This is a genomic window from Methanocaldococcus jannaschii DSM 2661 (genome assembly GCF_000091665.1).
Taxonomy (GTDB): Archaea; AGJL01; Methanococci; order Methanococcales; family Methanocaldococcaceae; genus Methanocaldococcus; species Methanocaldococcus jannaschii.
The window spans coordinates 122,956-144,805 of sequence record NC_000909.1 but is presented as its reverse complement, the minus strand read 5'-3'; the positions used below and the strand labels follow the sequence as shown (position 1 = coordinate 144,805).

Below are 21,850 nucleotides of genomic sequence, written 5' to 3'. Positions count from 1 at the left end.
ATTCAAATGAAATTCTTCAATAGAGAAAAAGAAATTCATGAAATTCTATCAATCTTAGAGGGAGAACCAAATATAATTTATTTCATCTACGGCCCTTTAAATTCTGGTAAAACTGCTCTAATAAAACACATCATTGAAAACAAACTAAGTGATGATTATAAGGTTTTTTATATTAATTTTAGGACTTATTTAATTTCAGAAAAGAGGGAATTTATTGAAGCTATCTTTACCACTAAAAAAGATGATTTCTTTGAAAAAATAAAAGATAAATCAGAAGTTTTAAATTTGATAACAAAAGGGGCTAAGATTTTAACTGGTATTCCAATACCTGAAGTAGAGTTTGATAAATTATTTGAAGAGAAAATAAATGATGCCTTCCAATACTTAAACTCTATACTATTAGAGGTTAAAAAGAGTGGAAAACAGCCAGTGTTAATACTTGATGAACTTCAGATGATTAAAGATGTAGTTTTAAATTGGCAAAAATACTTGTTAAAAGAGTTGTTTCAGTTTTTAGTTTCTTTAACTAAAGAACAACATCTATGCCATGTTTTTTGTCTAAGTTCTGATAGCTTATTTATTGAATATGTTTATAGTGCTGGAGAGTTGGAAGGTAGAGCCAAATACCTCTTAGTGGATGACTTTGATAAAGAGACAGCTTTAAAATTTATGGATTTCTTGGCTAAAGAGATTTTAAATAAAAAACTCTCTGATGAAGATAAAGAGTTAATCTATAACTATGTAGGAGGAAAACCGGTATATATCTACAGTGTGATTGATGAGATGAGGTATAGGAAGTTAGAAGATATTCTAAATTTAATGCTTAAAGAAGAAACTCAAAAACTAAAGTATTTTTTAAAGGAGTTGGATTATATAAAACCAAAAGTAGAACTTAAAGATGAAATCATTGAGATTAAAAAGGATGATATTATAAATGCGTTAAAATTATTTAAAGAAAATTATGAAGTTAGTGATGATGATATACCAGAACCAGTTTATATTTATTTAGTTAAGAAAAATATTTTATTCCTAAATCCTATTGAAGGAATTTTAAAACCACAATCATTTTTAATCTGGAATGCTATAAAGAAATTACTGAATGGACATTAATTGGGGCTGAAAGCCCCAACTTATAACCAATTATCAAAGGATATTATTTACTATGGAATTTAGAAGCCCAAAGGGCTTCTATATGTGCCTTATTTAATTAAAAACTTTGATAATTGGTTAAATGGACGAGTTTTGATGAAACCGAAGCGTTAGCTTCGGGCTACAAAAACTCGAAGAGTTTTTGTTCAACTTTTACTAAAAGTTTCTTTTAAAACCACAGAGTTTTTTAATCTGGAATGCTATAAAAAGAGTGTTATAACACATCAAAAACTACTTGGAGGGATAATAATGAAGATAGAAATAAATGAAAACTTCTGTAAGGGATGTGATATATGTATTGTAGTATGTCCAAGAGGAGTATTTGAGAAATCAAAAAAGTTGAATAAAAAAGGTATCTACCCACCAATCCCAGTAAATCCTGAAAAATGCACAAAGTGCAATCTCTGTATATTACAATGCCCAGACCAAGCTATATCAATAGAACTTTCGCAGGAATAAAATTTATTATTGCACAAAGATGCCTTTTGGCATCAATGTTCCTTAATTAGTAGTATAAAACTGCGAAAGTTCTATTCAATAGAAGAGTAATTAATTTTTTTAATACCTACTACATAAACTTTTTAATGGATAATAATAAATAAAACCATACTGAAGTTAATTATTTACTATACTACATACTTTATAAATTAGTGGAAGAGATGGGAAAATGATTCAAATAACAGTAATTCAGATAGATAATTACGGACCTTGGACAGTTACACCAAATCCAAGAAGAGAGAGCGATTTACAAGCTCTGCAGAGCAGATTATACGCTGACTTAAATTTGATGTTTGGGGCTCATAAGGGACTGGTGTTTTACACAAGATTTGATAATTTAATAGCTATAACAAATGGTATTGATTTAATTACACACAAAAGAATTCAGGAGAGTATAAGGAATAGATATCCTTTCACTGTTAGTATGGTTATTGCTTCAGCTGAAACACCTTATGAAGCTCAAAAATTAGCCACTGAAACACTTCAAGAGTATGGAAGTGCTCAGGATGAGAATAGAAAGGAAGTTTTAGATGTTGCCAATGAATTGGTTGTTGATGGCTATGTTCAAATCGCTCATATAGATATAAACAACATTACTGGGACTCTTACTGACATTGTGAGTGCCTATGACACTTATTTAAATGTGAATAAGGTTAAATTGGCTTTAATGGAAGAGCTTTTAAAATATAACGCTCTGTTGTTTTTCATAGGTGGAGATAACTTCATGGCTCCATCAAACGGAATGAGTGAAGAAGATTTCTTAGATATTTTCAACAGAATCAATAAAAAGTATAAGATTGAGCTAAAAGCAGGAATTGGAATAGGAAGAACTGCTGAAGATGCCTCAAACTTAGCAGATATTGGTTTAGAAAAAATTAGAGGAAAGTTAGTTGATAAGAATGTATGCACTTTAAAGCAGGATGACTTCTTAGAATCAAAAATGGGTATGGGAAAAATATACCATCCACAGTTTTAGGTGATTTTATAGATGAACAAAAAAATAGAAGAATTAAATAAATTAGATAAAAAAGTTGTCTTAGCACCAATGGCAGGCATTACGGATGGGGATTTCTGCAGAAAATTTAAGGATTTGTTTGCCATTGTTACCATTGGTGGCTACAACTTAGATTCTGCAACCTATAAAGCAAGTAGAGATATAGAGAAAAGGGGAAGGAAAGAATTTTCTATAAATTTAGAAGAATTTAATAGCTATATAATTGAGCAAATAAAAAAGGCAAGAGAAAGTAATGCCTTAGTTTCAGTTAATGTTAGATTTGTTGATATAGATGAAGCTTATGACAAACTATTGACTATTGCCAAACATGCTGATATCATTGAACTTAACTGCCATTGCAGACAGCCAGAGATAACTTCTTTAGGTATAGGGCAAGAGCTAATGAAAAATAAAAATCTTTTAAAAGAATTTTTAACTAAAATGAAAGAGTTAAATAAACCAATTTTTTTAAAGATAAGATTAAATTGCATCCCACTAAAAGAGCTAATAGATAATTTAAACTATGTGAGAGATTATTTTGATGGATTACATGTTGATTGCTTTTATCCAGGAAAACCTTATGCAGATATGGATTCATTAAAAATTTTGGCAGAAGAATTTAACGATAAGATAATAATTGGAAATAACTCAATTGATTCAATAGAAAAAGCTAAGGAAATGTTAAAATACTCTGATTTTGTATCTGTTGCAAGGACTATTTTAAAAGGTAATGTTGAATGGATAAAAGAGTTAAATAAAGAGAATATTTAATTTTTATTTTTATTGCCAAGTTTTTTAAATTCTTTGGCTAAACACTCAAAAACTTCTTTATCTTCCACATTCTCAAATATCTTTATTATATCGTAAATTATTCTCTTACACAATGCCTTTGAAAAATCTTCTAAAACTTCCTCAACTGGCTTATTTTTATTCTTCAATATCTTTTTTGCTTTTTCAACCTCCTTCTTTCTCACATTTTCAATATATTGCCCAAGTTCTTTTATTGCTGTTTCAAATCTCATTTTATCAAGAAATTCTTTTAACCTCTCTAATTCTTCACAAATAATCATCTCAACCTTTGGGATTTCTTCTTTTCTCTTCTTTAAATTTTCTTCAGCCACTAATCTTAAATCATCAATTGTGAATAAAAAAATATCTGGCAGTTCTCTAATGTCATCAGTTGTGTCTCTTGGATTGGCAATATCTATAATAATTGTCTTTCCAGCATTTTTTAACCTCTCCTTATTTAAAATTGGATGTGGAGCCCCTGTTGCTGATATAACTATATCGGCATATCTTAAAGCCTCTTCCAATTTATCAAACTTTATAGCCATTCCTCCAAGTTCTTTAGCTAATTTTTCAGCTTTTTCATAAGTCCTATTTGCTACGATAATTGCTTTAATGTTTTTTTCCTTCAATGCCTTTATAACTAAATTTGCCATCTCTCCAGCTCCAATTAATAAGACATTTTTCCCTTCTAATCCAAAAATTTTTTCTGCCAATTCAACTGCCGCAGAGCCAATTGAAACCCCGCCCTCATTTATCTTTGTCTCTACTCTTGCCCTTTGTCCAGTATGTATTGCCTTTAAAATAATTTTCTCCAATTTTTTGGATATTCTGCCTTTTTCTTTTGCTTTTAGATAGGCATTTTTTAACTGCCCAAGTATTTGGTCTTCTCCAACAATCATGGACTCTAAACCACATGCAACTCTAAAAAGATGTTCTATTGCTTTATCTCCAAATAGAATATCAAATTTTTCTAAATCTATATTTTCGATTCCTTTAATTTCTTCTAAGCTATCTGCATCAAAGATTATCTCAACTCTGTTGCATGTTTGTAATAATATGGCATTATCAAATGTCTCATAAAATTTTTCTTCATCCATTCTGAGCTTTTCTAATTCAGAGACGTTGTATTTTTTATAATCAGCTTTTAGTATTATCATTCTCTCCCTTTAGTATATTTTTTGATATTAAGTATTTTTTAGTTTTATTTAAGAATATATGCCCTTTGTGAAGTAAATATTCAGCCTCTTCCTTTTTTATTTCAATGGTTGCGTCATAATCAGCTGTTTGCCTATAATTGTATGCTTCATTTATATATTCAAATAATTCAACATCTAACTCATTAGTTTTTATAAATTCCTTTGCAAACATTTTTAAAACTCCACTGTGTTTTTTAGGATTAATTTCTTTTGTTAATAATAAAGCCTTAACACAATAAAACATTGAGTAGTATATTCTTGAAACAGCAAAATCATAAAATTCGCTATTATAAAGATTTTCTGATGCTTCTAATGATTTTTCTGCTTTTTCTATTAATTTTTCAAGCTCTCTTTTATACCTCAACTCCATAATTTTCAACCTCATCAATAAAAGACGTTTTTATAGTTTTTTTGTAAATTATTGGGCTAATTAGAATATCATATTTTAATGAGTATCTTGAGGCAATTTTAATAATTTTTTGTTTTTCTTTAAGAGTAGGCATTTCTTTAACTAAAATTAAAACATCAACATCGCTCTCTTCATCATAATCTCCTCTTGCATAACTTCCAAATAAAATAACTCTGTCTAATTTATCTTTTAAAATGGTTGATATATCCTTTTTAAACTCCTTTATAATTTCAATGATTTCCATTTTCCCACTTCTCTATTAATTTTTTTAATTCTTCTCTAAATTTTTCATTTTCAAAAATCTTTTTTAATATTTTTTCCCTATCTTTCTGTTTAGGAATTGTCTCTTTTAAAAACTCTCTTATATAGGCTATCATATTTATGTCAGTTGATTTTAGATAGTTTTCAACAAAAATTCTTATATGCTTAGCTATTAAAGGACTTTTTCCTTTTGTGTATATGCTGAATATTACTTCATCAACCTCTGTATAAGCAGGGATGATAAAATTAACTCCTTCTGTCTTTGTTGAAGAATTTACAAATTTGTTTAGCTCTTTAGCTAATTTAACAATTCTCTTATTAATTTCATCGTTGATAGCTGTTACTATAAAATCATACTTCATTATAATATTTTTTAGCTCTTCATCACTTAACTGATTAATATCAATTTCAATTAAATTTAGATTTTTATTGCTTTCTTTTAATTTTTTTATTTCTTCATCAAATTCTTTAGAGTATATATCAACAATCCCTCCACTTTTTAATATTTTCTTAGCTCTCCTTTTTCCTACACTTCCACAACCAAATACTGCCACTTTCTTTCCTTCAAAAGATAACAAAATAGGAAGCAAATTATCCCTCCCATAGTTAGAAAGTATTTATTAGATATAGTGAATATTATATTAGAGTTAGAACAAGTGAATTTTAAAACTTATTATAGGGACTGTCAAGTTAAGTTTTTATTAAATATTGATAAAAAATAATAAACTATGAGGCTCACGATAGAAGTTATAAAGGAGAGAATCGTAGAGAGGAAGCTTTTTAAAAGGAATAGGAAATCGATAGAGGTTAAAATCTTAGCAGGGCTTTTATACTACCTCGGGTTATCGTTAAGGAAGGTAAGTTTATTCCTTTCCCAATTCGAAGACATAAGCCACGAATCGGTTAGAATTTATTATCACAAGATTAAAGAGGTTTTAAATAGATTTCCAAGTAATAGTAAATTCGATACGGTTGTTAGTTGGATAAAAAGCTTCATGATGTTCTATAATTGGGTGAAATCACTAACTTGACAATCTCTTACAATACCATAAAAATTTTATATTCAAACATCAGTTAAAACTTATTAGATGGGCTCGTGGTCTAGTGGCTATGACGCCGCCCTCACAAGGCGGTGGTCGCGGGTTCGAATCCCGCCGAGCCCACCAATAATTTTAGACCTTTTTCTGAATACCCATTCCATTTTGATGAAACTTTTTCTAAAAGTTTCATTTGTATCTCCCGAGCCCCATTTTCTATTTTTAGTTTATTCTACTCCCTCAACATATCTTTTTAACTTCTCAAGCTGTTCTTTAGTCCCAAAGGCATAAATGATGTCTCCAATATTAATTACTGTGTCAGGAGGAGGACTTGTAATTGTTTTATCTCCTTTTTTAACTGCTAAAATTGTGGCTCCAGTTTTTTCCCTAATGCCAGAATCCTTTAAAAGTTTGTTATCAAGTTCTTTATTTTTTACAATGTATCTTCTAACTTCCATATCCTCTTCTGTAGCCACTAAGGAATGGATAAATTCAACAATATCGGGATTTATAGCTATTCTTGCAATTTCCATTCCTCCAACTATATAGGGGCAAACCGCCCTATCAGCTCCTGCTTTTATTAGTTTATCCAACGTTGATGGCTTTTCTGCTTTTGCGACTATGTAGATGTTTGGATTTAACTTTTTTGCTGATAAGGTTATGAAAACGTTTTCAGCATCTGATGAAACTACTGAAATCAATCCTTTAGCTTTTTCAATCTTTGCCTTTTTTAAAATATCGTCTGATGTTGCATCTCCAACAATGCAGATAAGATTTGGGTCTTTCTCAAGAGCTTCTTCTAATAATTTTTCATCTGAATCAATGATAACAAATGGAATATTACATTTTTTAAACTCTTCAGCTATTACTTTTCCTAATCTTCCATAACCGCAGATGATATAATGGTTATTTAGTTTTTTAATTCTGTCCATCATCTTTCTCAACCTGAAGTATTTTCTAAAATGCCCTTCAATGAAAAAACTTGCAATGTTTCCCATAGTATATGCAACTGCTCCAACACCTGCAAATATGTAAATTATAACTGAAAGTTTTCCAAGAAATGTTTGTGGAGTGTAATCTCCATAACCAACTGTTGATATTGTAACAACAGCAGTATAAAAGGCTGTGAAAAAGTCCCAGCCTTCAACTGTCATTAATATTACTGATTCAATTAAGATGAGTAAGATGATAACTATTATACCAAGCTCTATCTTCTCATAAGTTTCCATTTAATCTCCCTTTAATGCCTTTTGTAAAGAGGTTATTAAACCAGATATAAAGAATAGGACTGAGAATATTATTATTAGCTTCCCAGCATCTGTTTTTGGTGTTATATCTCCATAACCAACCGTTGTTATTGATATTGTTGTGAAATAAAAAGCATCAAAGAAATTGTTTATTGCTGGATTTACACCTGATTCGACAATCCATATTAAGCAGGAAGCAATAAAGCAAATTGTTAATAATGTTAGAAAGTTTATTAATGCCTGATTTTCTTCTAACTTTCTTAACTTAATTATTCTAAGTAAAACTAAAATTCTTAGTAGGTTTATAACCCTAAGTCCTAAGAATGCCTTTGAATAAAATACCTGTAAAGAATACAGTAAGAAAGCAATAACAACTATGGCATCAACAATATTGTAAATGTCTTTAAAAAACTTTGCCTTGTCTTCAACATAATAAAAATTGTATATAAACTCAAATGTAAAGAACATAATAGAGATATAATCTAACTTTATTAGTAAGTCTTGATACGGTGGATTATATGTTGAGAGAATGAAAGAAGCGACTATCTCAAATGTAAAAATTAAACTCAATACTTCCATTATTTTCTTTAACCGCCTATCTTTTAAGTTCATTTATATCCCAATTTGAAATTTTTATAACAAATATTTTTGGTGATATCCAATGGAAATTGGTATTTTGGATATTAAGGGGTCTCTTCCATTATTTGAAGATTTCGGCAATCTACCAACAAAGATTATAACTGAAAATAATTATAAAGAAATTAAAGATTTAGATGCTTTGATAATACCTGGAGGAAGTTTAATTGAAAGTAAATCATTAAATGATGATTTAAAAAAAGAAATAATTAACTTTAATGGGTATATAATTGGCATTTGCAGTGGTTTTCAGATATTAGCTAAAAAGATAGACATTGGAAGAAAAAGCAGCGTTCCAATAATTAAAGAGGGCTTAGGTTTGTTGGATGTTGAGTTTTCTCCATTAGTTTGCACAGATAGAGTAGAATTTGAAGTAAAAAAATCAATATTTGGAGAGGGAAAGGGAGAAGGGTTTCACTGCCATACTTATGGAAATATTGAGGTAGTTGATAAAGAAACTAAAATTCTAACAGTTTCAAAAGTAAAAAAGCTAAATTATAAACTTGGAGCTGAAAAAGAAATTATCTCTGGAGCTTTTAAAGGAAAAGTGTTTGGAACAATGGTTCATAACTTCTTAGATAATGAATTTGTCAGAGACAATTTTTTAAAACATTTGGGAGTTACAGAGGATGAGAAAGAGGAAATATTTGAAAAAAATAAGATTATAAAAGATGAATTAAAAAAGAGGGCTTTAAAATATAGATTAAACCCAAAATTACTAAAAGAGAATAATAAAAAAGATGTTAATAAAAAAAGAGGGATTATTTTATTGGCAACATCATCAAACAGTGGAAAGACGTTTTTAACAACTGCTTTATCATCAAAATTAAATGGAAGAGTTTTTGTTGCTAAGATTGGCGGGGATGTTAGGGATATAGTGCCAGCTCTTTATTTATTGAGAGAGAAGATGACAAAATACAACAGCATAAAGATTGGAGAGAGAGGATGGGTTGATGTTTCTAAATTTTTAGATTATATAAAAAAGTCAGATTATGATTACATAATTGTTGAAGGGGTTATGGGAGCTTTTACTGCAGCATTAAAAAATATTTCCTCTTATCAAATAGCCAAAAAGCTTGGATTTCCAGTTTATATAGTAAGTGCTTGCAATATAAGTGGGATAGAGGGAGCTTTTGTAGAGGCAATGGCTTATTACAGCCTACTCAAAGATATTGGGATTAAAGTTGAAGGAGTAATTTTAAATAAAGTCTATGATTGGAACTCTTTCAATAAATTAAAAAGTTTGGCTGAAAAACATAACATAAAGCTCTATGGAGTTGGAAAAATAGCTAATGAGAGTAGGGGACTAATTCCAGAAGTAGAGATTGATTATGAAAGCTTCTGCAGAAATGCCTTTAATGTTGATTTAGAAATAGAAATCCCAGAGGTTGAAATAAATAATCATATAAAGGATGAGGAAGATAACTTTTTAGAGAGGTTAGATAATTGGATGGAAAATATTAATAAATATTAATTTAAGAGGCATTGCCGAGCGTAAGCGAGGCAATGCATCCCGGGTATACCAATAGGGCGATAGCCCTATGGGGAGATAACTTTTTAGAGAGGTTAGATAATTGGATGAGAAAGATAATCTAAAAGAACTTTCATTTTATTTATGTGGGGGGAGAAAATGGACCCATTAAGTGGTTTTATTAGCTCATTAATTTGGTGGCTTTTGTTCTTTTATTTAATTATGGCTCCTCAAATACAGTATAAGCAATTACAACTTGCAAGATTAAAAATACTTAGAGAGCTATCAAATAAAAGAAATTCAACAGTAATAACTATGATACATAGGCAGGAGAGTATTGGCTTGTTTGGAATTCCAGTTTATAAATTTATAACAATTGAAGATAGTGAGGAGATTTTGAGGGCCATAAGGGCAGCTCCAAAAGATAAACCTATAGATTTAATTATACACACACCAGGAGGTTTAGTCTTGGCAGCTACTCAAATAGCAAAGGCATTAAAAGCTCATCCAGCAGAGACGAGAGTTATAGTTCCACACTATGCAATGAGTGGAGGAACTTTAATAGCTTTAGCTGCAGATAAAATAATCATGGATGAAAATGCAGTTTTGGGACCTGTAGACCCACAACTTGGGCAATATCCTGCTCCAAGTATAGTTAAAGCTGTAGAGCAGAAAGGGGCTGATAAAGCAGACGACCAAACATTAATATTGGCAGATATTGCTAAAAAAGCAATAAATCAAGTTCAAAATTTTGTATATAATTTATTGAAGGATAAGTATGGAGAAGAAAAAGCCAAAGAATTGTCTAAGATATTAACAGAAGGAAGATGGACTCATGACTATCCAATAACTGTTGAAGAAGCTAAAGAACTTGGTTTAGATGTAGATACGAATGTTCCTGAAGAGGTTTATACATTAATGGAATTGTATAAGCAACCAGTAAGACAAAGGGGAACAGTTGAATTTATGCCATATCCAGTAAAACAGGAGAATGGGGCTAAATAGAATAATTAATTACATTATACTTTTTTATGTTGCAATTATCATTAAATCTAAATAACTCTATTTTTACAGATTTCTATCCTATTAATAAGACAATATAAAAAAAGCTAAGGGATTTTCACATTCCGAATCGGTCTGATTTTAATGGAGCGGGGTTCATCTAAAACCATAAGCGGGTTAAATTAGATAAAGTTTCCATTCCGAAACGGTCTGATTTTAATCTGATTTTAATGTCTCATTATCAAATATTACAACTGGAATTAATACAATTTCCATTCCGAATCGGTCTGATTTTAATAAATATCAAATTGATAAGTTTATTGAAGGTGGTGTTTTGTTTCCATTCCGAAACGGTCTGATTTTAATCATAAACAGTATATAAATAATATAAATTCTGTAATGCGTTTCCATTCCGAAACGGTCTGATTTTAATTAAAAATCATCCACTATTAAAACAATATGTTGTTTTGCTCCATGTTTCCATTCCGAAACGGTCTGATTTTAATTACTGTTTTATAGTTAATTTAAATGAAAATGAAGCAAAAAGTTTCCATTCCGAAACGGTCTGATTTTAATTACCACATTATACACAATAGATTTAAACAACAAAAATAATTTCCATTCCGAAACGGTCTGATTTTAATTGATGAGATTATAGAAAATATCGCAAAAGATAAAAATACTTCATTTCCATTCCGAAACGGTCTGATTTTAATGGAATGAAGGTGTTTTGTGCTTTAAGTTTTAACTACTGATTTCCATTCCGAAACGGTCTGATTTTAATTCCTTATTTGCAACGTTATATTTTTAAATTTACATTATTTCCATTCCGAAACGGTCTGATTTTAATTTAAAGCAATAGAAGAAGCTATAGAGATGAAATTAAAGACATTTCCATTCCGAAACGGTCTGATTTTAATTTCCAGAAGATGTAAAAAACAAGGCATTAGAATTAAATTTCCATTCCGAAACGGTCTGATTTTAATCAAGTTTTAAATCTTCCTCTCCAACTTTTGTAACATAATTTCCATTCCGAAACGGTCTGATTTTAATTAGGCCTTACTATGAACGTATTGGTAGGTCTGCATGGGACTTAATAGATTTCCATTCCGAAACGGTCTGATTTTAATAGAAATCCAAGGAGAACCTCCCTCCTACCTCCCTGATTTCCATTCCGAAACGGTCTGATTTTAATAGGGCAATCATTCACAACATAATATACTTCATCACTCTTAATATTTAAGCTTTTCTATACCATATTTTTCTAAGGGTAAGTAACTACTCCATAATATAAACCTTTTAATATTTAAAATTTTCTCCCTTTAATAAAACAGAGCATTCTTATCTTTTTAAATCCAAAAATTTAACTTATTAGTTAGAGAAATTTTATTTACTTGCCTAATTAATCTTAATTTTCAAAAATCTGAATAATTTGATTAAGTTAAATATTCTAAACAATCAAACCAGCAAACCCTTAGAAATTAAATTTAAAACCTCTAAATAAACGAATAAAGTTTTAAAGAAATAAAGCTAAGCAATATTAAATTTTTCACAAGATACTAACTTATGAAATAATCTTATCAATCATATCTAATTGTAGAGCCATCTTTATCTCTCTTGCAATTCTCTGCCCCATACTCAATGGCTCTCCATTGTATAGGAAAGAGTAAGGGCCACCATTCATAAAGCTGTTTGTTCCACCATCAACTCTTGCACTCATTTCAAAGACAACTAATTCAAGATTCTCATTACATAAACTCTGCAAACAGAAAGGTCCAATCATTCCTGGTGGAACAAGCTCTTTAGCCTTAGCAACTAACTTATCCCCCATCTCAAAGACTTGAGGTAATAAACTCTCCCTAATAACAACTGGAATATTTCCAGTAATCACATAGCTTGGATTTATATTCATCTCTAATTGGTCTTTTGCTGGAATTCTAACTAAACCATCTATATTACTTTCATATCTCTTGTCCATTCCCAATAACTCAACTTCATCCTTCAATGGAGAGTAGAAATAATGTATGCAGAAGTTAGTTCCAACAACATACTCTTCTATATGTGCGTTGGCTATGTCTTCATCAGTCAATATTCCTCTTTTCTTTAAATCCTCAGCTTTTTTATAAAATTCCTCTGTTGATGAAGCTATAAAGTAACCTCTTCCACCTCTTGCCCCTGGGAATTTGACTATAACTGTTCCATCAATGTCTTCTGGGCTTTCATACTTCTTAGGAACTCTTAATCCAGCTTCTCTCAACAGCTTTCCTTCTAAGCTTCTCTCTGATTCCCATCTTAATATTCTCCTATTCCCAAACATTGGGACTAAAAAACTATTTTCCACATTGTCTAAACCACAGTATGCAATAAAAGAGCCGTGTGGAACTACAATAGAATTTAACTCTCTCAATTTCTCTTGAATCTCTTCATTTTTTATGTCAGAAAAGTTATCAACATATATAAATTTATCAGCAACTTTAAATCTCTTGTATGGAACATCTCTTCCCTTCATAGTTATACAAACAGTAGAAAAGCCTTCTAATTTAGCTCCTTTTAAAATATGCAAAGAGGTATGGCTTCCTAATGTTGCTATTGTTATCTCATCTTTGTTGTATTTATCAAAAATCTCTAAAATCTCATCTTTTGAAATCATTTATTTCACCTAATTATAGTTTTTTGCAAATATTTAAGATGGATAAGGCATTAATGAACGCCTTCCAAAGGAAGGCGTTCAAATTTTCATTATGAATTTTAATGACTTTTGCAAAAAACTATAGGTTTTTGTAGTATTTTAATATTCTTTAAAAAAGCATATAAAATGCTTACTGCTTAAACTAAGTAGAAATTATTATATAGAGATAAACTTATGAGCAGAAATGCATTTCCTATCCATAGGGCTCCGCCCTATTGGGATACCCGACGTCCATTAAGTTGGGGCTTTCAGCCCCAATTAATGTCCAATTTAGCTATGTAATACTTTTAGATTTCGTTTTAAAAAAGAGGTGCAATTATGATAATTATTGGTATTGATGAAGCTGGAAGAGGGCCTGTTTTGGGTCCAATGGTTGTTTGTGCTTTTGCAATTGAAAAAGAGAGAGAAGAGGAATTAAAGAAATTGGGAGTTAAAGATAGTAAGGAGCTAACTAAAAATAAAAGGGCTTATCTAAAAAAGTTACTTGAAAATTTGGGTTATGTAGAAAAACGTATCTTAGAAGCAGAGGAAATAAACCAATTAATGAACTCAATAAACTTAAATGATATTGAAATTAACGCCTTTTCCAAGGTTGCTAAAAATTTGATAGAAAAGTTGAATATAAGGGATGATGAAATTGAAATTTATATTGATGCATGCAGTACAAACACTAAAAAATTTGAGGATAGTTTTAAAGATAAGATAGAGGATATAATTAAAGAAAGAAATTTAAACATAAAAATTATAGCTGAACATAAGGCAGATGCTAAGTATCCTGTTGTTTCAGCTGCCTCAATAATAGCAAAGGCAGAACGGGATGAGATAATAGACTACTACAAAAAAATTTATGGAGATATTGGGAGCGGTTATCCATCAGACCCAAAAACTATAAAGTTTCTTGAAGATTACTTTAAAAAGCATAAAAAACTTCCTGATATTGCAAGAACTCACTGGAAAACATGTAAAAGGATATTGGATAAATCAAAACAGACAAAGCTAATTATAGAGTGATATTATGTTTGCTTATAAATTGTTAGTGGATGAGAGAGGGAAGAGATATTTGTTAAAAAAGAATGTTGAGAAGTTTGGAACAGATTTGGGAATTGTAGATATGAAGGATATTGAGGAAGGAGTTGAGTTAAAATCCCACAAAGGACATACTTTCTATTTGGTTGAACCTACAATGTTTGATATCTTAAAGAGAATGAAGAGGACAGTAACAACCCTATTACCAAAAGATATTGGGTTTATTATAGCAAGAGCTGGAATTAGAGAGGGAGAGACAGTAGTTGAAGCTGGAACTGGCTCTGGAGCTTTAACTATGTATCTATCAAATGCTGTTGGTAAGACAGGGAAAGTTATTACTTATGATATAAGGCCAGAATTTGCCAAAGTTGCAAGGAAAAATCTGTTGAGAGTTGGAGCTATTAAAAAAGGGCAAAAAATTATTGGTTTAGATGAAGAGTTTGATGATGAGGATGAGATTGAAATTGAAGATGGATTATTCAATGTCATACAAAAAATTGGAGATGTTAGGGAGAAGATAGATGAGAAGGATGTTGATGTTATTGTCTTAGATTTACCAGACCCCTGGAATGTTGTAGAGAATGCAAAAAAGGCTTTAAACAAAAAGAGGGGGAGAATAGTTACTTATCTCCCATACATAGAGCAAGTTAAAAAAACTGTAGAGAAGCTTAAAGAGGAAGGATTTTGGGATATCCACACCTATGAGATTATTGAGAGAGAGATTGAAATCTCTGAAAAAGGTGTTAGGCCATCAACAAGGATGATTGGACATACTGGATACATAACTGTCGCGAGAGTTCCACCAGAGCCTTTAGATAGAGAAGAAGAGAAAGAATAAAAATAATTTACACCTCCGAGCGTAAGCGAGGAGGTGTTAGGGTATCCCAATAGGGTTTCCCTATGGCTGGATATATAACGGTTGCAAGAGTCCCCCCTAAGCCTTTAGATAAAGAAGAAAAAGAGGATAAGAAAGAAAATGAATAGGGAAATTATGTTGATATTTGGCACTGCTGGAGTTCCAATATCTGCAGAGGATGAATTTAAAGCTGTAGATGTCTTAAGAAAATTAAATTTAGGAGCTATGGAGTTGGAATTTGTTAAAGGAGTTTATATGAAAGAAGATTATGCTAAAAAGTTGAAAGAGTATGGAGAAGATATTATTTTCTCAGCCCATGCCCCTCACTATATAAATCTTAATGCAAATGAGGAGGAAAAAGTAGAGAATAGCATAAGGAGAATAATTAAAACTGCTAAGGTTTTGAATAATTGTGGAAAAAATTTAGTTTTTCATCCTGGATATTATTTGAAAAGAAGTAAAGAAGTAACCTACAATAGAATAAAATCAAATATTCAGAGAATTTTGGATAAGTTAGAGGCTTTAAATTTAAATGTTATGCTAAGGCCTGAAACTACTGGAAAAACTACTCAATTTGGAGATATTGATGAGACACTAAAATTATGCTTTGAGCTGAATATTTTACCATGTATTGATTTCTCCCATATTTATGCAAGAAGTAGGGGAGTTATAAACGATTACAACTCTTTTTATAAAATTCTTGAAAAAGTTGAGAATGTTTTAGGAAAAGAGGCTATAAAAGATATGCATATTCATTTATCTGGAATAGAATATGGAAAAGGAGGAGAAAGGAGACATTTGCCTTTAAATGAATCTAACTTTAACTATAGAGATGTTTTAAAAGCTTTGAAGGATTTTGATGCCTCTGGAACTGTTATATGTGAAAGTCCTATGTTGGAGTATGACGCTGTTTTGTTGATGAAGTGTTATAATGAGTTGTAGATAAAGTATATATAAGAGATAGGTAGATTAAATTAAAATTATCTACCTAATTTTGTATGGTGATACAATGCTATTAGAGTTTGCAGATTTAGACAATTGGGTTAAAAAAAGAGGAAGTATTTTATTTAAAAAGTTTAAATATGAACCATTTACCTTAGAAGAGGCAGATAAAGCTTTAAAAGAAGAAGGAATTGAAGCAGAGAATACAAAAGAGCTTTTATCTATTTTAAGAAGAAAGGAAATAATTATAGCAAAGAAAGACCCTAAGGATAAAAGAAAAAGGTTATATCAATTTGTTAAATCAGCAAAGAAACCAACAAAAGATAATTTAATAAGAAATCTAAAATATTGTGCAGATTTAATTAGAACGAGTGTTGATTACAAAGTGTTATTGGTATTTTTATTTTATAAGGCAATTAGTGATAAATATCTGGCATTAGTTGAGAAATTCGTTAGTGAGGGATATTCTAAAACACAGGCTTATCTAATGGCAAATAGGAGTTATTTAACGCTCTATGATGAAGATGAAGGAAAGTTGTATGTTTGGCATGAAATTGTTAAAAGTAGAGAGACAATAATGGAGTTGGCAAATGCATTAAACAAGATAGCAAATCTTAATGATAATTTAAAAGATTTATCTAAATTGGTTGAGGTTTTGGGGCTTATTGGGTTTATTAATGAGGATAACATGCATATTTTGGAGGAATTGGTTAGAGTTTATAATGAGATGGACTTTTCAGAGATTGATTATGATGCTATTGGTGATGCATATCAATGGATTTTGTCATACTTTGCCCCTCAAAAATGTAAAGAGGGGGAGGTCTATACTCCAGTAGAGGTTGTTAGGTTGATAGTGAATTTGTTGGATATTGAAAAAGATAGTGAGGTTTTAGACCCTGCCTGTGGTAGCGGAACTATGCTGATTGAATCTTATAGGTATGTTAAAGATAACTATGGGGGGGAGATTTATCTCTATGGGCAGGAGAGAAATGAGATTATGGCAATTTTGGCAAAGTTGAATTTGATATTACATGGAGTTGATAGTGAGGAGTATGAGATTTATATTGGAGATAGCTTAAAAAATCCCAAAATTTGGAGAGGTTGATTATACCATTGCCAATCCACCATGGAACTTGGATGGATATAATGAAGATGTTTTAAAGGAAAATCCAGATGTTAGGAGGATTTATAACACTTTTGTTAGAGGTGGTTATCCTCCTAAGCAGTCAGCAGATTGGGCATGGGTTCAATTGATGTTGTATTTTGCGAGGAAAAAAGTGGGAATTGTTTTAGATTCAGGGGCATTATTTAGAGGAGGGAAGGAGAAGAAGATAAGGAAGGAGATTGTTGAGAAGGATTTAATTGAGGCTATTATTTTATTGCCAGAGAAGTTGTTTTATAATGTTACAGCTCCAGGAATTGTGATGATTTTAAATAAAAATAAGCCAGAGGAGAGGAAGGGGAAGATTTTATTTATAAATGCATCTTTGGAGTTTGAGAAGCATCCAGAGGTTAGGAGATTGAATAGATTGGGGGAGGAGAATATTGATAAGATTGTTGATGTCTATGAGAATTGGGAGGATATTGAAGGGTTTAGCAGAGTTGTTGATTTAGAGGAGATTAGAAAGAATGATTATAATCTGAATGTTAGCTTGTATGTCTTTCCAGTTGAGGAGAAGGAGGATATTGATTTAAGGAAGGAGTTAGAGGAGTTTAAGGAGATTGAGAAGAAGGAGAAAGAGGTTTTAGATGAAGTTATTGGATATGTTGAGGGAATTTTAAGGGCTGGAAGTTAATTAAAAATTTATTTTTTGGTGAAAATATGCCTGGTGTAATATTTTGGACTATATTTATCATTCAATTTATGATTTGGGTATTTCTTAGCACTACAAAAATAGGAAGAGTTATTGCATTTATTTGGGGGACAATGCCATTTTTGGCATTATATTTGAAATATACGGGATATTTTCCAACAATTTTTGAAAATCCGGATGTTAATTTATTTGCTAATTTACTTAGTAATTTCGTTGTTGAGTGGAGTTATTTAGTAGTTCAAACAACCGTTCCGTCATGGATAGGTTTGCTTTTTGGTTTAAAATTATCTGGAAATAATGATACTCCTCAAATTATTTAATTTGGAGGGATTTTTATGTTCTATAAAGAAGAGAATTTTAAAAAAACAGAGATTGGAGAGATTCCAGAGGATTGGGAGATTGTTGAGCTAAAGGATGTTTGTAAAAAAATAAAAGCAGGAGGAACACCAAAAACCAGTGTAGAAGAATATTATAAAAATGGGACTATTCCATTTGTTAAAATTGAAGATATAACCAATTCAAATAAATATTTAACCAATACAAAAATAAAAATAACTGAAGAAGGTTTAAATAATTCCAATGCGTGGATAGTTCCGAAAAATTCTGTATTATTTGCTATGTATGGAAGTATTGGAGAAACAGCAATAAATAAAATAGAAGTAGCCACAAATCAAGCAATTTTAGGGATAATACCAAAAGATAATATTTTAGAAAGTGAATTTTTGTATTATATTTTAGCTAAAAATAAAAATTATTACTCTAAGTTAGGAATGCAAACAACACAGAAAAATTTGAATGCTCAAATAGTAAAAAGTTTTAAAATCCCTCTCCCTCCATTAGAAGAGCAAAAACAAATAGCTAAAATTTTAACTAAAATTGATGAAGGTATTGAGATTATTGAGAAATCAATTAATAAATTGGAGAGGATTAAAAAGGGTTTAATGCATAAATTATTAACTAAGGGAATAGGGCATAGTAGATTTAAAAAATCTGAGATTGGGGAGATTCCAGAGGATTGGGAAGTTTTTGAGATTAAAGATATATTTGAAGTAAAAACGGGAACTACCCCATCAACTAAAAAATCAGAATATTGGGAAAATGGAGAAATAAATTGGATAACACCATTGGATTTAAGCAGGTTAAATGAAAAAATCTATATTGGAAGTAGTGAAAGAAAAGTAACAAAAATAGCATTAGAAAAGTGTAACTTAAATTTAATTCCAAAAGGTTCAATTATTATATCAACAAGAGCACCAGTTGGGTATGTTGCAGTTTTAACTGTAGAATCTACATTTAATCAAGGTTGCAAGGGATTATTCCAAAAAATAACGATTCGGTTAATACTGAATTTTATGCTTATTATTTAAAGTTTAAAAAAAATTTACTTGAAAATCTAAGTGGGGGAAGCACTTTTAAAGAATTATCAAAATCTATGCTTGAAAACTTTAAAATCCCTCTCCCTCCTTTAGAAGAGCAAAAACAAATAGCTAAAATATTAAGTTCAGTAGATAAAAGCATAGAATTGAAAAAACAAAAGAAAGAAAAACTACAAAGAATGAAAAAGAAAATTATGGAGTTATTATTAACTGGAAAAGTTAGAGTAAAAACTTAGATTTTAATCAACCACAATATATAAAACCATAACTTAACATAATTAATGATAACAAAAAAGAGGTTGATGACTATGGAATTAAATCCATTTGTTGTTGGAGTTATAGCAATTGGGATTATTATGATTAGTGTGGCAGTTCTTTTTTACTATAATGTCAGTAAGATAGAAAAGGAGGTAAGTTAATTATTTTCTAATTTTTTAAGTTGTTTTATTATAATAGAGTAAGTTTTTAGAAATAACAACATAACAACAATTACTGAGATTGTTATCATTCCAATCATAACTATAAAATCAATTGTAGGCTTTGGATGTTGTATTTGGTATAAAACAATTGCGGATATTGTTAAAAATGCATGATTTGTTAAAGATGAAAACATTTCAATTGTGAATTTACATAAAAATTTGTATTTATCATATTTTGATAGATAAGACAGCTCTCTATGAGTAAATCCAAATAAAAATAGAAGCAAACCATACAAAAATACAAAAACCGTTAAAATCCCAGCAGTAATAAGAAATAAGCTAATATTTTGCGGGTAGAAGATATAAAATACAATTATCGATAGTATAATGGTAATACTACCATTTACAACTGCCAATATCATCTTTTGAATCACTGAAAGATGAGCTTTATGTTCATTAACCATAACTATCACAAAAATTAAGAATGACATAACAACAAAAGATAACATAGCACCATTTATATAAAGAAACTTTATTTTAAGTTAATTACTACATAATATTTAAAATTTTTCTCTAATTGTTAAAGTTGGAAAACAAGGAAAAACTTAAATTCTTAAAATAAAATTTTATTATTAATAAAAATTTGGTGAAACTATGAAAACCATCTCTGAAATAAAAGATATCCTAAGAAAGCATAAAAAAATACTCAAAGAAAAATATAAAGTCAAATCTATTGCTATATTTGGAAGTTATGCAAGAAATGAACAGACAGAAAAAAGCGATATAGACATTTTAGTGGAATTTTATGAAACTCCTGACTATCTCAAATTCTTTGAGTTGGAGGATTATCTATCAGATTTATTAGGAATTAAAGTAGATTTAGTTATTAAAGGAGCGATAAAAAATCCTTATATTAAAAAATCTATTGAAGAGGATTTAATTTATGTATAGTGGTGATTAAATGCCTAAAAAAGATGTTAGAGCATTTTTATATGACATCTTAGAGAATATGAAAGATATCATCGATTTCACAAATGATATGACATTTGATGAGTTTTTAAAAGATAAAAAGACACAAAAAGCAGTGATTAGAAGTTTAGAAGTTATTGGTGAGGCAGTTAAAAATCTTCCAGAAGATTTTATAAATAAATATCCACAAGTTCCGTGGAAAGGCATGGCAAGGTTAAGAGATAAGTTAATTCATCATTATTTTGGAATAAATTATGAGATTATTTGGGATATTGTAATTAATAAAGTTCCAAACGATATAAAAGAAATAGAGGAAATTATAAAAGACATTGAGGGAGAGGATGAAAACTCTATCTGAAATAAAAGAAATCTTAAGGAAACATAAAAAAGAATTAAAAGAAAAATATAAAGTTAAATCTATAGCCATATTTGGCTCTTATGCAAGAAATGAACAAACTGAAACCTCAGACATAGACATATTAATTGACTACTATGAGCCAATAAGTTTATTAAAATTGATAGAGTTGGAGAATTATCTATCAGATTTATTGGAAATTAAAGTTGATTTAATTACAAAAAACTCTATTCACAACCCTTATGTAAAAAAATCCATTGAAGAAGATTTAATTTATATTTAATGGTGGTTAAATGCCGAAGAGAGATATAAAGGCATTTTTATATGATATTTTATCCTACATGGATGATATAATTAACTTCACTAAAGATATGGATTATGAGGAGTTTATAAACAATAAAGCAATAAAATACGCAGTTATTAGATGCTTAGAAGTTATTGGAGAGGCAGTTAAAAAGATACCAAAGGATATTAGAGAAAAATATCCACACATCCCATTTAAAGAATTGGCTGGAATGAGGGATAAATTAATCCACCAATATTTTGGTGTAGATTATTTAACAGTTTGGGAAACTGCAAAATATGAAATTCCAGAGATAAAGAAAGAGTTTGAAAAGATTATAAAAGACCTTGAAGAAAAATAAATATTGATTCTTTGATTATTCTAATGTGGGGATTATTATGATAAGAGAAGAATATTTAGATGTTGAGAATA

Annotated in this window: 25 protein-coding genes, 1 tRNA gene, 2 pseudogenes and 1 CRISPR repeat array; of the genes and pseudogenes, 20 read left to right on the top strand and 8 right to left on the bottom strand. The window is 30.0% G+C overall.

Annotated features, from left to right (window positions below):
- The first annotated feature begins 6 nt into the window (after window positions 1–6).
- From MJ_RS00770 to MJ_RS00755, 5 genes and pseudogenes are all read left to right on the top strand, one after another.
- Window positions 7–1,110 (top strand): ATP-binding protein, encoded by a 1,104-nt coding sequence (locus MJ_RS00770; protein ID WP_064496406.1) that lies wholly within the window; start codon window positions 7–9, stop codon window positions 1,108–1,110.
- Between the two features lie 205 nt (window positions 1,111–1,315).
- A pseudogene (locus tag MJ_RS09915) lies at window positions 1,316–1,369 on the top strand (hypothetical protein); the annotation flags it as partial.
- A 29-nt stretch (window positions 1,370–1,398) separates the two neighbouring features.
- Window positions 1,399–1,608 carry a 4Fe-4S dicluster domain-containing protein gene (locus MJ_RS00765; RefSeq protein ID WP_010869641.1) on the top strand — a complete coding sequence of 70 codons (210 nt, stop codon included), beginning with the start codon at window positions 1,399–1,401 and terminating at the stop codon, window positions 1,606–1,608.
- Window positions 1,609–1,816: 208 nt separating this feature from the next.
- Window positions 1,817–2,623 carry a GTP cyclohydrolase III gene (locus MJ_RS00760; RefSeq protein ID WP_010869640.1) on the top strand — a complete coding sequence of 269 codons (807 nt, stop codon included), beginning with the start codon at window positions 1,817–1,819 and terminating at the stop codon, window positions 2,621–2,623.
- A gap of 12 nt (window positions 2,624–2,635) precedes the next feature.
- Window positions 2,636–3,412 (top strand): MJ0144 family RNA dihydrouridine synthase-like protein, encoded by a 777-nt coding sequence (locus MJ_RS00755; RefSeq protein ID WP_010869639.1) that lies wholly within the window; start codon window positions 2,636–2,638, stop codon window positions 3,410–3,412.
- Here MJ_RS00755 and hemA read toward each other — a convergent pair.
- From hemA to MJ_RS00735, 4 genes are read right to left on the bottom strand one after another with little or no spacing between them, the layout of a single operon-like run.
- The gene (gene hemA / locus MJ_RS00750; protein ID WP_010869638.1) at window positions 3,409–4,587 is read right to left on the bottom strand and encodes a glutamyl-tRNA reductase; all 1,179 of its coding nucleotides are present in this window, start codon (window positions 4,585–4,587) and stop codon (window positions 3,409–3,411) included. The two genes, MJ_RS00755 and hemA, sit on opposite strands and share 4 nt — an antisense overlap.
- Window positions 4,568–4,996, bottom strand: coding sequence for a HEPN domain-containing protein (locus MJ_RS00745; protein WP_244409434.1), 429 nt, complete (start codon window positions 4,994–4,996; stop codon window positions 4,568–4,570). Before MJ_RS00745 ends, hemA begins: the two co-directional genes overlap by 20 nt.
- On the bottom strand, window positions 4,980–5,279 hold the full coding sequence (locus MJ_RS00740) for a nucleotidyltransferase domain-containing protein (protein ID WP_010869636.1): 300 nt from the start codon (window positions 5,277–5,279) through the stop codon (window positions 4,980–4,982). The genes MJ_RS00745 and MJ_RS00740 overlap by 17 nt, the downstream gene beginning before the upstream one ends.
- Window positions 5,266–5,886, bottom strand: a complete 621-nt coding sequence (locus MJ_RS00735) for a precorrin-2 dehydrogenase/sirohydrochlorin ferrochelatase family protein (protein ID WP_010869635.1) — start codon at window positions 5,884–5,886, stop codon at window positions 5,266–5,268. The genes MJ_RS00740 and MJ_RS00735 overlap by 14 nt, the downstream gene beginning before the upstream one ends.
- Window positions 5,887–6,024: 138 nt before the next feature.
- Here MJ_RS00735 and MJ_RS09285 point away from each other — a divergent pair, with 138 nt between their 5' ends.
- Complete coding sequence (locus MJ_RS09285) at window positions 6,025–6,327, top strand: hypothetical protein (RefSeq protein WP_010869634.1); 303 nt, start codon at window positions 6,025–6,027, stop codon at window positions 6,325–6,327.
- Between the two features lie 59 nt (window positions 6,328–6,386).
- Window positions 6,387–6,462: transfer RNA gene (locus MJ_RS00730), tRNA-Val, on the top strand.
- Between the two features lie 98 nt (window positions 6,463–6,560).
- Here the strand turns inward: MJ_RS00730 and mjk1 are convergent.
- Window positions 6,561–7,562, bottom strand: a complete 1,002-nt coding sequence (gene mjk1 / locus MJ_RS00725; protein ID WP_010869633.1) for a potassium channel protein MjK1 — start codon at window positions 7,560–7,562, stop codon at window positions 6,561–6,563.
- On the bottom strand, window positions 7,563–8,192 hold the full coding sequence (gene mvp / locus MJ_RS00720; RefSeq protein WP_010869632.1) for a hyperpolarization-activated voltage-gated potassium channel: 630 nt from the start codon (window positions 8,190–8,192) through the stop codon (window positions 7,563–7,565). It lies immediately after the preceding gene.
- Between the two features lie 49 nt (window positions 8,193–8,241).
- On the opposite strand from mvp, the gene MJ_RS00715 reads away from it, so the two are divergent.
- Both MJ_RS00715 and MJ_RS00710 read left to right on the top strand, forming a co-directional pair.
- Window positions 8,242–9,690, top strand: coding sequence for an AAA family ATPase (locus tag MJ_RS00715; protein WP_010869631.1), 1,449 nt, complete (start codon window positions 8,242–8,244; stop codon window positions 9,688–9,690).
- A gap of 156 nt (window positions 9,691–9,846) precedes the next feature.
- Window positions 9,847–10,692, top strand: a complete 846-nt coding sequence (locus tag MJ_RS00710; RefSeq protein WP_064496405.1) for an SDH family Clp fold serine proteinase — start codon at window positions 9,847–9,849, stop codon at window positions 10,690–10,692.
- 113 nt (window positions 10,693–10,805) lie between these two features.
- Window positions 10,806–11,884: direct repeats of the CRISPR family, unit length 30 nt; unit sequence ATTTCCATTCCGAAACGGTCTGATTTTAAT.
- Between the two features lie 369 nt (window positions 11,885–12,253).
- Here the strand turns inward: MJ_RS00710 and MJ_RS00705 are convergent.
- Window positions 12,254–13,339, bottom strand: coding sequence for a formate--phosphoribosylaminoimidazolecarboxamide ligase (locus MJ_RS00705; protein WP_010869629.1), 1,086 nt, complete (start codon window positions 13,337–13,339; stop codon window positions 12,254–12,256).
- Window positions 13,340–13,696: 357 nt separating this feature from the next.
- Between MJ_RS00705 and rnhB the strand changes: the two genes are divergently transcribed.
- From rnhB to MJ_RS09435, 7 genes and pseudogenes are all read left to right on the top strand, one after another.
- Window positions 13,697–14,389 (top strand): ribonuclease HII, encoded by a 693-nt coding sequence (gene rnhB / locus MJ_RS00700; RefSeq protein WP_010869628.1) that lies wholly within the window; start codon window positions 13,697–13,699, stop codon window positions 14,387–14,389.
- 4 nt (window positions 14,390–14,393) lie between these two features.
- Window positions 14,394–15,242: a tRNA (adenine(57)-N(1)/adenine(58)-N(1))-methyltransferase TrmI gene (locus MJ_RS00695; protein WP_010869627.1), complete on the top strand. Its 849-nt coding sequence runs from the start codon at window positions 14,394–14,396 to the stop codon at window positions 15,240–15,242.
- A gap of 153 nt (window positions 15,243–15,395) precedes the next feature.
- Window positions 15,396–16,202, top strand: a complete 807-nt coding sequence (locus MJ_RS00690; RefSeq protein ID WP_064496404.1) for a deoxyribonuclease IV — start codon at window positions 15,396–15,398, stop codon at window positions 16,200–16,202.
- 67 nt (window positions 16,203–16,269) lie between these two features.
- On the top strand, window positions 16,270–17,307 hold the full coding sequence (locus tag MJ_RS09820; RefSeq protein WP_280109650.1) for a class I SAM-dependent DNA methyltransferase: 1,038 nt from the start codon (window positions 16,270–16,272) through the stop codon (window positions 17,305–17,307).
- A gap of 28 nt (window positions 17,308–17,335) precedes the next feature.
- Window positions 17,336–17,998, top strand: coding sequence for an N-6 DNA methylase (locus tag MJ_RS09815; RefSeq protein WP_010869625.1), 663 nt, complete (start codon window positions 17,336–17,338; stop codon window positions 17,996–17,998).
- A 26-nt stretch (window positions 17,999–18,024) separates the two neighbouring features.
- Window positions 18,025–18,336: a hypothetical protein gene (locus MJ_RS00680; protein ID WP_010869624.1), complete on the top strand. Its 312-nt coding sequence runs from the start codon at window positions 18,025–18,027 to the stop codon at window positions 18,334–18,336.
- 15 nt (window positions 18,337–18,351) lie between these two features.
- Window positions 18,352–19,628: pseudogene (locus tag MJ_RS09435) on the top strand (restriction endonuclease subunit S).
- A gap of 179 nt (window positions 19,629–19,807) precedes the next feature.
- Here MJ_RS09435 and MJ_RS00665 read toward each other — a convergent pair.
- Window positions 19,808–20,275 carry a hypothetical protein gene (locus tag MJ_RS00665; protein ID WP_064496402.1) on the bottom strand — a complete coding sequence of 156 codons (468 nt, stop codon included), beginning with the start codon at window positions 20,273–20,275 and terminating at the stop codon, window positions 19,808–19,810.
- A gap of 190 nt (window positions 20,276–20,465) precedes the next feature.
- Between MJ_RS00665 and MJ_RS00660 the strand changes: the two genes are divergently transcribed.
- The 4 genes from MJ_RS00660 to MJ_RS00645 are packed head-to-tail and all read left to right on the top strand — an operon-like array spanning window position 20,466 to window position 21,779.
- Window positions 20,466–20,762, top strand: coding sequence for a nucleotidyltransferase family protein (locus MJ_RS00660; RefSeq protein WP_010869621.1), 297 nt, complete (start codon window positions 20,466–20,468; stop codon window positions 20,760–20,762).
- A gap of 10 nt (window positions 20,763–20,772) precedes the next feature.
- A complete protein-coding gene (locus tag MJ_RS00655; protein ID WP_010869620.1) occupies window positions 20,773–21,138 on the top strand; it encodes a HepT-like ribonuclease domain-containing protein in 366 nt (121 codons plus the stop codon).
- Entirely contained in the window at window positions 21,122–21,418 is a 297-nt protein-coding gene (locus MJ_RS00650) for a nucleotidyltransferase family protein (RefSeq protein ID WP_010869619.1), read from the top strand. The genes MJ_RS00655 and MJ_RS00650 overlap by 17 nt, the downstream gene beginning before the upstream one ends.
- Window positions 21,419–21,428: 10 nt before the next feature.
- Window positions 21,429–21,779, top strand: coding sequence for a HepT-like ribonuclease domain-containing protein (locus MJ_RS00645; protein WP_010869618.1), 351 nt, complete (start codon window positions 21,429–21,431; stop codon window positions 21,777–21,779).
- Window positions 21,780–21,850: the final 71 nt, after the last annotated feature.